Annotated in this window: 11 protein-coding genes and 1 pseudogene; 8 read left to right on the top strand and 4 right to left on the bottom strand. The window is 71.6% G+C overall.

Annotated features, from left to right (window positions below):
• Positions 1-76 precede the first annotated feature (76 nt).
• The 3 genes from PUR26_RS17500 to PUR26_RS17510 all read left to right on the top strand — a co-directional run bounded on the left by PUR26_RS17500 (position 77) and on the right by PUR26_RS17510 (position 2,894).
• A complete protein-coding gene (locus tag PUR26_RS17500) occupies positions 77-265 on the top strand; it encodes an AbrB/MazE/SpoVT family DNA-binding domain-containing protein (protein WP_329873323.1) in 189 nt (62 codons plus the stop codon).
• 530 nt (positions 266-795) lie between these two features.
• Complete coding sequence (locus tag PUR26_RS17505) at positions 796-2,268, top strand: AAA family ATPase (RefSeq protein ID WP_329873324.1); 1,473 nt, start codon at positions 796-798, stop codon at positions 2,266-2,268.
• Between the two features lie 179 nt (positions 2,269-2,447).
• Positions 2,448-2,894, top strand: a complete 447-nt coding sequence (locus PUR26_RS17510) for a hypothetical protein (protein ID WP_329873325.1) — start codon at positions 2,448-2,450, stop codon at positions 2,892-2,894.
• A gap of 780 nt (positions 2,895-3,674) precedes the next feature.
• On the opposite strand, the gene PUR26_RS17515 is transcribed toward PUR26_RS17510, so the two are convergent.
• Positions 3,675-4,190: a cupin domain-containing protein gene (locus PUR26_RS17515; RefSeq protein WP_329873326.1), complete on the bottom strand. Its 516-nt coding sequence runs from the start codon at positions 4,188-4,190 to the stop codon at positions 3,675-3,677.
• 93 nt (positions 4,191-4,283) lie between these two features.
• Here PUR26_RS17515 and PUR26_RS17520 point away from each other — a divergent pair, with 93 nt between their 5' ends.
• Positions 4,284-4,730, top strand: a complete 447-nt coding sequence (locus tag PUR26_RS17520) for an RrF2 family transcriptional regulator (protein ID WP_329873327.1) — start codon at positions 4,284-4,286, stop codon at positions 4,728-4,730.
• Positions 4,731-4,766: 36 nt separating this feature from the next.
• Positions 4,767-5,798 (top strand): annotated as a pseudogene (locus tag PUR26_RS17525) (globin domain-containing protein); the annotation flags it as partial.
• Positions 5,799-5,820: 22 nt separating this feature from the next.
• On the opposite strand, the gene PUR26_RS17530 reads toward PUR26_RS17525, so the two are convergent.
• The gene (locus PUR26_RS17530; protein ID WP_329873328.1) at positions 5,821-7,251 is read right to left on the bottom strand and encodes a peptidase; all 1,431 of its coding nucleotides are present in this window, start codon (positions 7,249-7,251) and stop codon (positions 5,821-5,823) included.
• Positions 7,252-7,731: 480 nt separating this feature from the next.
• On the opposite strand from PUR26_RS17530, the gene PUR26_RS17535 reads away from it, so the two are divergent.
• Positions 7,732-8,154, top strand: a complete 423-nt coding sequence (locus tag PUR26_RS17535) for a YciI family protein (RefSeq protein WP_329873329.1) — start codon at positions 7,732-7,734, stop codon at positions 8,152-8,154.
• 293 nt (positions 8,155-8,447) lie between these two features.
• Here PUR26_RS17535 and PUR26_RS17540 read toward each other — a convergent pair whose 3' ends face one another.
• Positions 8,448-9,437, bottom strand: coding sequence for an aldo/keto reductase (locus PUR26_RS17540; protein ID WP_329873330.1), 990 nt, complete (start codon positions 9,435-9,437; stop codon positions 8,448-8,450).
• A gap of 436 nt (positions 9,438-9,873) precedes the next feature.
• Here PUR26_RS17540 and PUR26_RS17545 point away from each other — a divergent pair, with 436 nt between their 5' ends.
• Positions 9,874-10,563, top strand: a complete 690-nt coding sequence (locus PUR26_RS17545) for an HhH-GPD-type base excision DNA repair protein (protein WP_329873331.1) — start codon at positions 9,874-9,876, stop codon at positions 10,561-10,563.
• Positions 10,564-10,761: 198 nt separating this feature from the next.
• Positions 10,762-12,297: a M28 family metallopeptidase gene (locus tag PUR26_RS17550; protein WP_329873515.1), complete on the top strand. Its 1,536-nt coding sequence runs from the start codon at positions 10,762-10,764 to the stop codon at positions 12,295-12,297.
• Between the two features lie 212 nt (positions 12,298-12,509).
• Here the strand turns inward: PUR26_RS17550 and PUR26_RS17555 are convergent, their stop codons facing one another.
• On the bottom strand, positions 12,510-14,096 hold the full coding sequence (locus PUR26_RS17555; RefSeq protein WP_329873332.1) for a helicase HerA-like domain-containing protein: 1,587 nt from the start codon (positions 14,094-14,096) through the stop codon (positions 12,510-12,512).
• Positions 14,097-14,194 lie beyond the last annotated feature (98 nt).

The following is a 14,194-nucleotide window of genomic DNA, read 5'->3' on the forward strand; positions in this document are numbered from 1 at the left end:
GACACAGACCAGCACCGCAGTCAGCAGCCGAAGCGGCGGGCGTAGATCGCGAAAGTTCCGGTGCCACACTGACGGGATGATCAGGGAACCTGCCGAGACCACCGTCTCCGAAGCCGGCATCGTCGAGATCCCCTTGGGGGTACTCGCGGAGGCCGGACTGTCGCCTGGAGCAGCCGTCGTCGTGTACAGCGACGGAGATGGGCGCATCGTGGTCCGTCGGAAGGAAGACGCGATCCGCGACCTGCTGGAGAACGGTTCGCTGTGATCCAACGGTGGCCGCGTGGTTGCAGTTCTGGTTGCATTCACCCTCGTCCGACCCCGTCCGGACGAGGCCGTCTCGAACGCTCCGCCGCAGGTCAGGACGGGTACGGCCCCCGCCGGACCCCCGTACGAATATTTGGAAAGCGTGTTGGGGGCAACCCCTCACGAGTTCGAATCTCGTATCCTCCGCCAGTGCCTCACCGGGCACGATGTCGAAGGGCCCCACCGTTCGCGGTGGGGCCCTTCGACGTGCGTGGTTGCAGTTCCCCGCTATCGCCCGTCGAGGACGGCCCGGCACACGTTGCGGTACATGGCCGCGTCCTGCCCCCCCGGACCGCTTCTGCGGCCGGGGTCTTCGGCATGCTCTGGGTCTCGGTTTCGGTCTCACTCACTTCCGACATTCACGATATTTGTTGCTTTGCACCTGTGCACCCTGGGGAGCGGCGGGCGTCGGGGCCGACACGGCGCACGCCGCGAGGACGCCAGAACTAGGAGTATGTTTTATGTAGGCGTACTTCTATATCGGAGCCACTCATGGACAAGCCTGCCGAGATGTTCGACCGGGACTACGAGTGGTCGGCGCTGAACCGGTTCATCACCGATCCGCAGCCCGGCGCGACTCTGGGCGTGGTCTCCGGGCGTCGCCGCCAGGGCAAGACGTTCCTGCTGGATGCCGCGTGCCGTGCCGCCGGAGGGTTCTATTTCGGTGCGACTGAGGCCACCGATGCCGAGTCGCTACGACGGATCAGCGCGACGCTGACCGCCCACGTCCGTCCCGCCAGCCCGTTCCACTTCGCCGATTGGGCAGAGGCCGTCGACGCACTGCTGGCACTCGGTGCCGAGCGGCCCGTCCCGGTGGTGATCGACGAGTTTCCGTACCTCGTCAAGGCCAACCCCGAGCTGCCCTCGATCATTCAAGAGGCGTTGCGGCCTCTGCGTGATCAGCGCACCGGCTCCCGTACCCGGCTGCTGCTGTGCGGCTCGGCGCTGTCCTTCATGGGCAGGCTGCTCTCAGGTAACGCCCCACTACGCGGACGGGCGGGGCTGGAGCTGGTCGTCCGCCCCCTGGACCATCGCCTCGCCGCCGAGTTCTGGGGCATTACCGACCCTCACTTGGCCATGAGGGTGAACGCGATCGTGGGCGGCACCCCGGCCTACAGGCGCGAATTCGCGCGCGGCGACACGCCAAAGGATCCGGATGACTTCGACGACTGGGTAGTCCGCACCGTCCTCAACCCCGAAACCCCCCTCTTCCGCGAGGCCCGCTACCTGCTGGCCGAAGAACCCGACCTTCGCGACACCGCCCTGTACCTCTCCGTCCTGGCCGCTGTCGCCGACGGCAACGCGACACGAGGGGGTATGGCCGGCTACCTGGAACGCAAGGCCACCGACATCGCCCATCCCATCAATGTCCTCGAAGACGCGGGCCTGCTGCACCGGGACGCGGACGTTTTCCGCGAGAACCGTCCCACCTACCGCATCGCCGAACCGCTGATCGGCTTCTACCACGCGATCATGCGACCGGTCTGGGACCAGCTCGAACGCCCCGGCAGCGCACCACGGGTCTGGCAAGCCAGCCGTCGCCGGTTCGTCAGCAACGTCCTCGGGCCACACTTCGAGCAGGTGTGCCGGGACTGGGCCCTGCATCACGCCGATCCCGAACTGCTCGGTGGTCTACCAGCACGCGTCGGGCATGGTGTCGTTCACGACCCCAAGGCCCGTACCGGCCATGAAGTCGACGTGGCGGTCATCGGAATCACAGATGGCACCAAGCCACCACTGTTGGCCATCGGAGAGGCCAAGTGGAACGACACCATGGGAGTTGCCCACCTCGAACGCCTCCGCCACATCCGCGACCTCGTCACCCTGGCAGGCCGCTACGACACCACCAACACGCAGCTCATGTGCTTCAGCGGAGCAGGCTTCAACGACAAGGCGCACGGCGCAGCAGCGGCCCACCCGGACATCCGGCTGATCGACCTGGCGACCCTCTACGGCCAGGCATAGAGGCCCTCGGGACTGCGCTCGGACGCCGGGCGCTCCTGTTCAGACCGTGGCGCCTCGCCACGTTCATGGCGACCCTACGAGCCGAGCCTGGCAGATCCAGAAGGCGCTCCAAGCAGGGTAGGCACCCCCGCCTGGCGAGCAAGGGAAAGCAGTGCCATGCCAGCGCAACAGGCTTGATCGTGGCCTACAAAATCATCACCGCGGCATGGCCGGAGCAGGTCGCAGACCTATTTTCTGACGGCATCGGCGAGGCTAGCCGCGAATTCGTCGGTCGAGACCCCCGGGCCATGTACACAAACACCATGCCCAGCGTGAACCGCGGGATGGTCAGCAGGGACAGCGTGCAGCAGTCAGCACAGGCGGTCAAAGCTTTCAACGCCCTTGTCTCCGGCGAGTCCATCGGCACCTTGAAGAAGATGAAGTCGGGCGGCATCAAAACGGTTCTCGACCGAAGGGCCGGCGAGGAGGTCCAACAGGAATACCTGGCGGATCGTTACCCAGAAGTAACTTCACAGACAGCCGTCCCAGATGACAAGTGGCTCGGGGAGGACAGCGCGAGGCTCTTCGGTCAGGAAGGCTGGGACCGCGCCGTGTTGTCCGAAGGACGGCTCTCGATGCGCACCTAGGGCGGTGGCGTGCAGATCCGTGGCTGGCCCGGTCTCAGTTTCCCGTCCCCGGTCCCGGTCGCGGTCTCGGTTGCCGCTCCTCGCGAAGGGTGCACGAGGTCGCCGGGTCCGTGTCTCTGGCCGTGTCCGGCCCGTGTCTCTGGCAGGTGCGGCGCGGAGGGGAACGCGCCCGGATCCGGCAGGTGGTCACCGCTGCCCGCCATCCATGACGGGGCGATGAGCCAGGTACAGATTGATCAGCTTCGGCAGTCCGGACGCGACACCGGCCCTTCCGACGTCGGCGAGCGTATGGTGCGCGCTCTTTGTGACGGGCTGTCAGCCCCGGACGCGCTGCCACGTAACGACGGCTTCTGGCACGGCTGGGGGGATGACCGGGGGCAACGGTCGGCAAGCTCAACGACTACGCGAAGACGACTGGACCACGATCCGGCAGACCGCACGGCGCGGTGGGCGCTGGTGTCGCTCTCGCTGGCTCTCGGGGCGAATGACGGGGGCACTGCTCGGGCCAGAGATCGCCGCCGATCCCGCGGCCGTGGCGGACGCTCTGGTCATCTCCGACTGGATCGCGCAGGAGATGGGGTTCGACCTGACCGCTGAGCTGCGGAAGGTGTGCGAGCGGGCGATCGTGGGGCGCTGGAGGCGTTGGCGCGGACACCCGGGGGGGGGAGGCGGAGCGGACCGCGTTGCACCGTCTTGGCGGAGGCCCGGCCGCTGCGTGAAGCGTTGCCGGCTGCGCCACCGACGGTGACCTCGAAGGGCAGGCGGTCGACGGCACGGCCTTCATCGGGGGGCGGGGCGGATCTGCATGCCGGGCCTGCGGCGGTGGACCGTCAGATAGGACAGCCCCCGGTCGCCCGCCGCCACCGACCGGGTGGAGCCGCGGGGGAGCCACGCCAGGACGCCCTCCGTGAGGGGCTGATCGGGGACGGCCGGTCCGCTGAGGGTGCCCTCTCCGGAGACGACGACCAGCAGGACGTCCACCTCCGGCTCCGTGTGGGTGCCGATGCGGCCGGACGGGGGGATGCGGACCAGGTTCGAGTCCAGCTGCCGGCCGGGCTCGGCCAGGCGCCAGAGGGCTCCTGACCGCGCGGGATGTACGGCCGGCTCGGGGCCGGAGGACGTCGGGGCCGGCTCGGGGGCGGAGGGGGAGGCCGGGTCCGGCTCGGGGGCGGAGGACGTCGGGGCCGGCTCGGGGGCGGGATCCGGGCCGATGAGCGCGCGGATGTCGCACAGGATCCGCGGTACGAGGGAGTCGTCGGCCGGGCCGGAGGACCCGATGCCCGATTCAGCGGTCATGTTCACCGTCCGATGTGTGCCCGTGACGTACCCCACACCAGTGCGTGGCGCCTCAAATGCGAATCGTACATGCGCATTTGTTAGCGTCAGGGCGTGCGGCTGACGAAGTTCACCGACCTGGCGCTCCGTGCCGTGATGCGCCTGGCGGTTACCGGGACGAACGAGCCCCTGACCACCCGCGAGGTGGCCGAGGCCATGACTGTGCCGTACACCCATATGGCGAAGGCGATAGCCCGTCTCCAGCACCTGGGCGTGGTCGAGGCGCGACGGGGGCGGGGCGGCGGCCTCGCGCTCACCGAGGCCGGCCGGCGGACCTCGGTCGGCCACCTGGTGCGCGAGCTGGAGGGGGACGGCGAGGTCGTCGCCTGCGAATCCGGCGACGCGCCCTGCCCGCTGCGCGGCGCGTGCCGCCTCCGCCGGGCATTGCGGGACGCCCAGAACGCCTTCTACGCGACCCTGGACCCCCTGACCGTCGACGACCTGGTGGCCTCCCCCGCCGGTCCGGTACTGATCGGCCTGGTCGGCCGCGCCCGGGACTGACGCGACGCCCCCTCGGGGCGGACCCCCGCACACCTACGCCCGGGGACCCGGCCGGACACCATGCTCGCCCGGATCGCCAACAAGCACGCCTCCCTCGGTGTCACCTCCGACCAGTACAAGCTGGTCCACCACCATCTCTTCGGCGCGATCGCCGAGGTGCTCGGCGACGCCGTGACCACCGAGGTCGCCGACGCCTGGGACGAGGTGTACTGGCTGATGGCGAACGCCCTCATCGCCATCGAGTCCGGGCTCCGCCGCGACGCAGGTGGTGCGGGTGGCGCCGAGGGCGCCGAGGGAGAGGTGTGGCGGCAGGTGGAGATAGCCGAGCGCCGTACGGAGACCCCGGACGTGATCTCGCTCGTCCTGCGCCCGGCCGACGGCCGGGCGCTCGCCGCCGCCCGGCCCGGCCAGTACGTCGGTGTGCGCACCCGACTGCCCGACGGCGCCCGGCAGATACGCCAGTACAGCCTCTCCGCGGCCCCCGGCTCCTCCCACTGGCGCATCGGCGTCAAGCGCGTGGCGGGCGGGGCGGGTCCGCGGGGCGAGGTCTCCTCCTGGCTCCACGATCACGCCCGGCCGGGCGACCGGCTCACCGTGTCCGCCCCGTTCGGCGACCTCGTCGTGCCCGACGGGGACGGCCCCCTGCTCCTGGTCTCGGCCGGGATCGGTTGTACGCCGATGCTGGCCGTCCTCGACCACCTCCCCGGCACCGGATCGGCCCGCCCCGTGACGGTGGTCCACGCCGACCGCGACCCCGCCTCCCACGCCCACCGCGACGAGCAGCGCCGACTCGTGGACGCGCTGCCCGACGCGACCCTGCACCTCCGGTACGCCTCGCACGACCGGACCCGGGACGGCGAGGCCCCCGTGGCGGCGGAGGCGGCGGAGGCGGCGACCGACCGGACCAGCGTCGGCTCACTGCCCCTGCCCGAAGGCGTCACCGCCTACCTGTGCGGCCCGCTCCCCTTCATGCGCGCCGTACGCGGCGACCTGCTGCGCGGGGGCGTCCCCGCGCAGCGGATCCACTACGAGGTGTTCGGGCCGGATCTCTGGCTCGGCGAGGAGTAGAGGAACGGCAGGGCCGGCCGCGTCAGTCGGCGGAGCCGGCGTCGCGGCGGCGGACGAGGAACATCGCGCCCGCCCCAAGGACCACGGCCGCGCCTCCCGCCAGGGCGAGCCGTGGCATGACCGAGGGCGAGCCGGTGCTGGCGAGACTGCCGGACGCCCGGGCCACCGGGGTGGTGGAGGTGCCGCCCCGGGGCCTCGCGCCCGGGGTGCGCGGCTTGCTGCCGCTGGGTCCGGCCTCGCCGACCTGGCCCGGCACGGTGCCCTCGGCCAGGATCTGGAACTCGTACATCGCCAGGTCCGGGGCACCGCCGCAGGAACCGTCGTCGTTGATGTAGTCACTGGCGTGGAAGACCACGCCGTCACCGGCCGGAGCGGAGGCGTCGACCGTGAGGCGCAGCGCGACCTCGGCGCCCGCGCCCGCTCCCAGCGGGGTGACCTCACCGGCGTACCCGTCCACGACGTCCTTCCACCCCGGGGACGAGACGGAGGACCACTGGAGCCTCAGCAGATCTTCGAGGTGCCGGTAGCCGCTCCTGTCGGTCGCGTAGAAGCCGACGAACGGATAGACCGCGTCCATGGCCTTGGCCGTGCCGTTGGTGACGCGCAGGGTGAAGCCCGCCGTCGTACCGGCGACGATCTTCGAGGGCAGGCCGGACACCACGGTGCTGAGTCCGGACTCGGCGAGGCACTCGTCGTCCTGCCCGTCGTCGCCGTCCTGGCCTCCTTCCCCGTCCTCGCCGTCCTCGCCGTCCTCGCCATCGCCACCGTCTTTCCCGTCCTCGCCGCCCTCGCCGTTCGCCGCCTTCGCGTCGGCGAGCGCCTTGTCGGCGGTCTTCTTGGCGTCGAGGGCCCTGGCCGTGGTGGCCCGGGCCTCGGTCAGGCGTCGGGAGGCCGCGGTCCGCGCCTCTTCCGCCGCCTTGTCGGCCGCCTCCGCCCCGGCGTCGGCGGTGGCCTTGCCGCTCGCGGCCGCTCCGGCCTCGGCCCCGGCGTCCGTGACGGCCTTCCGCGCGGCGGCCCTCTGCTCCTCGGTCGCCGTCGCGGGCAGGGCGGCGAGCGCGGCCTCGGCGTCGGCGAGCGCCTTGTCGGCATCGGCCTTGGCGGCCGCGGCCGCGGCCGCCTCCTTCTTCGCCGCGGCGGCCGCGACAGCGTGGGGCGCGGTGCCGGAGAACGCCTCCTCCACCGCCCTGGCGGCGACCCTCTCGGCGGCGAGGGCGTCGTCGTACGCCGTGTGCGCCTCGGCGGCGGCCTTCTCCAACCCGGGGACGGAGGGCTCGCGCTGCTCGGTCCGGGTCCGGTCGGCCGGCGTCGGGTCGGTTGCGGTCCGGTCGTTCCGCACCTGGGTGCCCTCCGCCCGGCCGGGGGGAACCGCCGGTCCGGTGTCGGCGAACGCGGGCGCAGCGGACAGCAGCACCACCGGCGTGGTCACAGCAGCGGCGACGGCCGTTGCGAGCATGCGTCGGATCTTCACAAGAGCCCTTTTCTGGGTCCGAAGAACAAGGGGAGGGGCAGCCGCGGCGGAACCGCGCACGCCCGGACGGCCGGCGGCAGCGGTGATCGTAGGGCGGGAACGGGTCACGAGAAGCGGGGTCCCGGGCTTGCGGGGTTCGCCCGTCGAGGCGGATGGCGGACGAAGAAGATCGACCGAGGCGGTCGCCGCCCAGGGTCCGCCGTCTTTCCTGTCTGACTGCGCCTGGCTGTGCGTTTCTACGGTCTTCCGATGTTTTCTACAGTCTTCTGCGGTTATCTGCGGTTTTTCGAGCTTGTTGGCTTTTATGGCTTCCGCGGCTTCTGTGACTCATATCATGCGGCCGGGATCTGATCGTGAAAGCGTGAAAACGGCTCGGGGAGTGTCGAGAAAAGGGGCGCCGGGTCCGACGTTCCCGGCGGGAGCCGCCCGCGAGGGGCGTCGACAGCGCACATGAGGAGCGATGTCATGAAGTACCTGGTGATGGTCCAGGGCTCACAGGCCGACTACGACGCGATGAGCGGCAAGCCCTCCGCCCAGAGCCCCGCCTGGAGCGAGGAGGACCTGCGCGCCATGTTCGGGTTCATGCAGGCGATCAACGACGACCTCGTCGAGTCCGGCGAGCTCGTCGACGCCAACGGGCTCGCCGAGCCCGCGCGGACCCGGTTCGTCAGCGCCGGGCAGGACGGCCGGCCGGTGATCACCGATGGTCCGTACGGGGAGACCAAGGAGCTGCTCGCCGGCTACTGGGTGCTCGACTGCGCGAGCCTGGAACGGGTCACCGAGATCGCCGCCCGCGTCGCCCAGTGCCCCGCGCCCGAGGGCTCCCCCGAGTACCCGGTGGTGATCCGGCCGATCATGGAGGGCGGCGGCCCATGTGACGAGCCGTAGACGGACGGACGACCCTGAAACCGCGACCGCGACCGCGACCGGGACCGGGACCGGGACCGAGATGGGGACGGGGACGGGGACGGGCGGGTGACACCGAGGGTGCCCGGGCGGCCTACCGGGCGGCGGCGGACCGCACCCTCAGCGTCCCGGAGGCGCGCTACCTGCGGGGCCGGGCGGCCCGGCTGCAGACGGCGCCGGGCGTCCTCCCCCGCCCGGCCTGTGCCGGGCGTCCGCCCCTGCCCCCGCACCGGGCGTCCTCCCCCGGGGCCTCGGCCGCCCCCTGCCCGCCCGTTTCAGCGTGCCGCGTCCAGACGGGCCCTCTGCTCCTCCGTCAGTTCCAGGTCCACCGCCGCGAGGCTCTCCTCCAGCTGGGCCACGGAGGAGGCGCCGACCAGGGGGATCGAGGGGACCTCGGCCCCGATCAGCCAGGCCAGCACGACCTGGTTGACGGTCGCCCCGGTCTCCTCGGCCACCCCGCGCAGGGCCGCCAGGCGGGCGGGCGTTCCCGGGTGGTCGCCCACAGCCGGGTCCAGCGGCTTGTCCGCCCGGACATATCCCCCCGCCAGCAGCGGCGAGTAGGCGACCAGCGCCAGTGAGGGCTCGGCCCGCACATAGCTGAGCAGGTCTCCGCCCACCAGCCCCGGCTCGCCCTCGTCGGTCCTGCGGCCGGGAAGATCGGTGCGCCGGCGCAGGTAGCTGTGGTGGTACTGGAGGACCTCGTAACCGGGCAGACCGGCCGCAGCCGCCAGGTTCCGGGCCCGTTCGACCTGCCATGCCCAGTGGTTGCTGACGCCCAGCAGGCCGACGGTTCCTTCCGCGACCAGTCCGGCGAAGCCCTCGACGGTCTCCTGGAGGGCGACGTCCGGGTCCATGATGTGGGCGTACAGGAGGTCCAGTCTGTCCATGCCGAGTCGTTCCCGGCTCTGTTCGGCGGCCTCGCGGATGCTCTTGGCCGACAGCCCCTCCGCGTTGTCGACGAAGCCGGTGCCCGGGGCGAGCGGGCTCGCACCCAGCTTGGTGGCGATGGTGACCTCGTCGCCGATGCCCCGGCTGCGGCGCCAGCGGCCCAGCACCGTCTCGCTCTCGCCGCCCCGGCTGCCGGTGAACCAGAAGGCGTAGTTGTTCGACGTGTCGATGAAGGTCCCGCCGGCCTCCACGTACCGGTCGAGGATCGCGAACGCCGTCGTCTCGTCGGTGGCCGTGCCGAACAGCATGGCGCCGAGACTCAGCACGCTCACCTCGCGGCGGGTGGCGGGATCGGTGCCTATGGTGCGGTAGCGCATACGGGTTCCCCCTCGTCCGGCCCGTCGGCGTGCGGGCAGTACGGGGGAGTCTGCTTTCTGGAGCGCACTCGAAGTCAACCCCCGCCCTGCACGGCGGGCCCGCGGCCGGTCACGCGCCTTCTCCCCGCGCCTGCCCGTGGCCGAGGGGGGGGAGCGGGTCGGCGCGGCGGCTGCCCGCGCCGCGGGGGGGGCCGACGCCCGTGTCGCCCGGGTACGCCGTCGACGGGGGCACCTCGACGCGGCGCCGGCCCGGTCCGTGACGAGGTGCCGCCGGAGCCGTACCACGGGGCGCCCCGGAGCCGAGTCCCGGAGGACGAGGACCCGCCGTGGGGGAACCCGCGCGGAGGGTCACAAAGGGGGTGACGTGGAGTGCCGGACGTGGCCGACCGGGCGAACGCCGGGTGCGGCCCGCGCCCACCGGCGCGATCATCGCAGCATGACGACCACCATCCACCTCGCCCAGCAACCGGAAGCCGACGAGCTGCTCGGCCGCAGTCCGCTCGCCGCCCTCATCGGCATGCTGCTGGACCAGCAAGTCCCCATGGAGTGGGCCTTCTCCGGCCCGTACACGATCGCCCGGCGCCTCGGCTCGGACGACCTCGACGCCCCCGCGATCGCCGCGTACGCCCCCGAGGCGTTCGCCGCGCTCCTCTCCGAGAAGCCGGCCGTGCACCGCTACCCCGCCGCGATGGCCAAACGGGTGCAGCAGGTCTGCCAGTACCTGGTGGAGCACTACGACGGTGACGCGAGCGCCATCTGGTCGGGCGTCACCACCGGCAAGGAGCTGCTCGCCCGTCTCCAGGCGCTGCCCGGGTTCGGCAAGCAGAAGGCCCAGATCTTCCTGGCGCTGCTGGGCAAGCAGTACGGCGTACGGCCCAAGGGCTGGCGCGAGGCGGCGGGCGCGTACGGCGAGGCGGGCTCCTACCGTTCGGCGGCCGACATCACCGGACCCGATTCGCTCGCCAGGGTGCGCGCGTACAAGCAGGAGGCCAAGCGCGCGGCCAAGACGGCGGAAGCCGCCCCCGCGACCGGCCGGACGAGCGGAACGGGCGGAACGGGCGGAGCGGGCGGAACGAGCGGGACGGGAAAGGCGGCGGAGGGCGGTGGAAGGAGCGGGACGAGCTGAACCGGTAGCGGCTCATCGGCCAACTCGGCTTGATGACGCCGAAGTTCTACGGCGGAGTGACACGTTCCGAGGCGAAACGTACGGTAAATGACGTGAGTTGCGGCACATCTGTTCACAGAAGCCCTGGAGATCGCTAGCTTCCCTTCAACCTCGTTCGCACCGGGAAGGACCTCTGTGAACGCATCCCACCGCAGAGCCGTGGCCGCCCTGGCCGCAGCAGCACTTGCGACCCCGCTCCTGCTGGCTTCCGCCTCCCCCGCCTCCGCCGACCGGCACGACCCCGGCAAGGAAGCGGCCAAGGACGCATCGAAGCTCTCCCGGAAACTGGTCCGGGAGTCGTCCGCCAAGGACGCCTTCAAGCACCTGGAGAAGTTCCAGCAGATAGCCGACTCGGCCGGCGGACACCGCGCGGCGGGCTCGCTCGGACACGACGCCTCCGCGGCGTACGTGTACCAGCAGCTCAAGAAGGCCGGCTACCAGGTCGAGTACCAGAAGTTCGACTTCATCTACACCCAGACGCAGGCCGAGAAGCTCTCGGTGGTCTCGCCGTCCCCGCGCGACATCGGCATCACGGCGATGACGTACACCAAGTCGACGCCCGTCGGCGGCGTCAAGGCCGAGCTGGCCGCCGTCCCGGTCGACGCCACCACGGGCTGTGAGCCCACGGACTACGCGACCGGCACGTTCACCGGCAAGATCGCCCTGATCAAGCGCGGTGGCTGCACGTTCGCCGACAAGCAGATCCAGGCCGCGGCCGCGGGCGCCACCGGCGCGATCATCTACAACAACGGCCCCGGCACGATGTCCGGCACGCTCAGCGCGCCCGAGAACGGCAGGATCCCGACCGGTGGCATCACCCAGGCCGAGGGCGAGGCGCTCGCCGCCGACCTGGCCAAGGGCCCGGTGGAGGTCTCCTTCGAGATCCGGCAGCTCCAGGAGAAGCGTTCCACCAACAACGTCATCGCGGAGACCGCCCGCGGCAACGCCGCCAACACGGTGATGCTCGGCTCGCACCTCGACTCGGTGACCGCGGGCCCCGGCATCAACGACAACGGCTCCGGCTCGGCCGGCCTGCTCGAAGTCGCTCTGGAGCTGGCCAAGTCCAAGGAGAAGCCCGCCAACAAGGTGCGCTTCGCCTGGTGGTCGGCGGAGGAGAACGGCCTCCTCGGCTCCGAGCACTACGTCGAGAACCTCGACGCGCTCGGCCGCAAGGAGCTCAAGCTCTACCTCAACTTCGACATGATCGCCTCCCCGAACTACGGCCTGTTCGTGTACGACGGCGACAACTCCGACGGCGTCGGCGAGCCCGCGGGCCCGGCCGGTTCGGCCCAGCTGGAACGCGACATCAACGAGTTCCTGGACAAGCAGGGCCAGCCGCACGAGGGCACCGACTTCACCGGCCGCTCGGACTACGGCCCCTTCATCGCGGTCGGCATCCCGTCCGGCGGCACGTTCACCGGTGCCGAGGGTGTCAAGACGGCCGCCCAGGCCGCCAAGTTCGGCGGTACGGCGGGTGTGGCGTACGACGCGTGCTACCACGCCAAGTGCGACGACATCAAGAACATCGACATGAAGGCGTTCGACGTCAACATCGACGTCATCGCCAACGCGGTGGGCACCTACGCCCACGACCTGAGCTCGCTGCGCAAGCCGGTCGTCACCGTCCCGACGGACGGCGACGCGGGCAGCGGCGGCGGCCTGCACGAGGGCCACGACCACGAGGTCACCGAGTAGGACCCGGCAGCCTCCGGACCCGACCGCCCGGCCCCGGCCCCGGCCACCACCGGACCCGGCCGCGCCGCGCCGGCCGTACCGGCACGGCCGGGTTCCGTCGGGCGGGTTCCGTCGGGCGGTCCATCGGCCGGGTCCCGTCGGGCGCCTCGCCGCCGGGCCGGGCTCCGTCGGGCCGGGGCAGCAGCACGTACCGGTGGGCGCGCCGCGGGAGGTCATCTCCTGCGGCGCGCCGTCCCGAAGAGCGAGCGGGTGATCTCCCGGCCCACCTGCGTCCCGATGGACCGGGCCAGCGACCGGAAGATCCCGCTGCCCACCACCTGCTCGACCAGCGAGTCCCGCTGCTCCTGCCCCGGCTCCGGCTCCTCCTCGTCGCTCCGCTCCCGCCGGGAGGTCCGGGCCGCCGGTTCCCCGGACCGGCCCACCGCCTCCCCCTCGGCCTTCCCGGCCCCGGCCCGCTGTTCGGCGGCGGTCAGCCTCTCGTACGCCGACTCCCGGTCCACCGCCTCCGCGTACCGCCCGTACAGCGGCGACGACGTCACCGCCCGGTCCAGCTCCGCCGCGTCGATCGGCCCCATCCGCGAGACGGGGGCGCGCAGCCGGGTCGCCGCCACCGGGGTGGGGGCGCCGTCCTCGCTCAGCACGGTGACGACCGCCTCGCCCGTGCCGAGCCCGGTCAGCACCTCCTCCAGGTCGTACGGCGACTTCGGAAAGGTCCGCACGGTCGCCGTGAGCGCCTTCGCGTCGTCGGGCGTGAACGCCCGCAGCGCGTGCTGCACCCGGTTGCCGAGCTGCGCGAGTACGTCTCCGGGCACGTCCTTCGGGGTCTGGGTGACGAAGAAGACCCCCACGCCCTTGGAGCGGATCAGCCGCACGGTCTGTGTGACCGCGTCCAGGAACCCCTTCGACGCGCCGTGGAACAGCAGGTGCGCCTCGTCGAAGAAGAAGACCAGCTTGGGCTTGTCCAGGTCCCCCGCCTCGGGCAGGTCGTGGAAGAGGTCGGCGAGCAGCCACATCAGGAAGGTCGAGAAGAGCTGCGGCCGGTCCTGCACGGAGGGCAGCTCCAGCACGGAGACCAGTCCGCGCCCGTCCGGCGCCGTGCGCAGGAACTCGGCGGTGTCGAGCTCCGGCTCGCCGAAGAACCCCGCACCGCCCTGCTGCTCGAAGGCGGTGAGGGAGCGCAGGATGACCCCCGCCGTGGCGGACGACAGCCCGCCGATGCCCTTCAGCTCCCCCTTCCCGGCGTCCGACACCAGGAAGCCGGCCACGGCCCGCAGGTCCTTCAGGTCGACGAGCTCCAGGCCCTTGGTGTCCGCGTAGTGGAAGATCAGCCCCAGGGACTGCTCCTGGGTCCGGTTGAGCTGGAGCACCTTGGAGAGCAGGACCGGACCGAAACCGGTGACCGTGGCCCGCAGCGGGATGCCGGATCCGGCCCCGCCCAGCGCGTAGAACTCGGCGGGGAACCCCCGCGCCGCCCAGTCCTGGCCGACCTCCCCGCTCCGCTCGCGGACCCGGTCGCCCGTCTCTCCGGGCGCGGCGATCCCGGAGAGGTCGCCCTTGATGTCGGCGAGGAAGACGGGCACGCCGTGTGCCGAGAGCTGTTCGGCGATCAGCTGGAGCGTCTTGGTCTTCCCGGTCCCGGTGGCACCGGCGACCAGCCCGTGCCGGTTCAGCATCGGCAGCGGGACGCGGATCGGGGCGTCGGGCAGGCAGCGCCCTTCCCAGAGCAGCGCCCCGAGTTCCAGAGAGGGCCCCGCGAACGCGTATCCCGCGGCGATCCGCGCCGCCTCACTGCCGGTCATCGCGGCCCCTTGGTCCTCTTGTCTGGGTTTGCTAGGTTTTGCTCAGTTTTCGCCAGCATCGCACTGGCGTCGCGTGGCTGCGCCGGGAGCCGCTTGCC

Origin of the sequence: Streptomyces sp. SP18CS02 (assembly GCF_036322365.1) — a bacterium.
GTDB lineage: Bacteria > Actinomycetota > Actinomycetes > Streptomycetales > Streptomycetaceae > Streptomyces.

Bases quoted from the DNA above. Each gene is read 5' to 3' on its own strand.
- PUR26_RS17535 (WP_329873329.1), top strand. From the start codon at position 7,732: ATGAAGTACCTGGTGATGGTCCAGGGCTCACAGGCCGACTACGACGCG.
- PUR26_RS17545 (WP_329873331.1), top strand. From the start codon at position 9,874: ATGACGACCACCATCCACCTCGCCCAGCAACCGGAAGCCGACGAGCTG.
- PUR26_RS17500 (WP_329873323.1), top strand. From the start codon at position 77: ATGATCAGGGAACCTGCCGAGACCACCGTCTCCGAAGCCGGCATCGTC.
- PUR26_RS17505 (WP_329873324.1), top strand. From the start codon at position 796: ATGGACAAGCCTGCCGAGATGTTCGACCGGGACTACGAGTGGTCGGCG.
- PUR26_RS17555 (WP_329873332.1), bottom strand. From the start codon at position 14,096: ATGACCGGCAGTGAGGCGGCGCGGATCGCCGCGGGATACGCGTTCGCG.
- PUR26_RS17540 (WP_329873330.1), bottom strand. From the start codon at position 9,437: ATGCGCTACCGCACCATAGGCACCGATCCCGCCACCCGCCGCGAGGTG.
- PUR26_RS17530 (WP_329873328.1), bottom strand. From the start codon at position 7,251: ATGCTCGCAACGGCCGTCGCCGCTGCTGTGACCACGCCGGTGGTGCTG.
- PUR26_RS17515 (WP_329873326.1), bottom strand. From the start codon at position 4,190: ATGACCGCTGAATCGGGCATCGGGTCCTCCGGCCCGGCCGACGACTCC.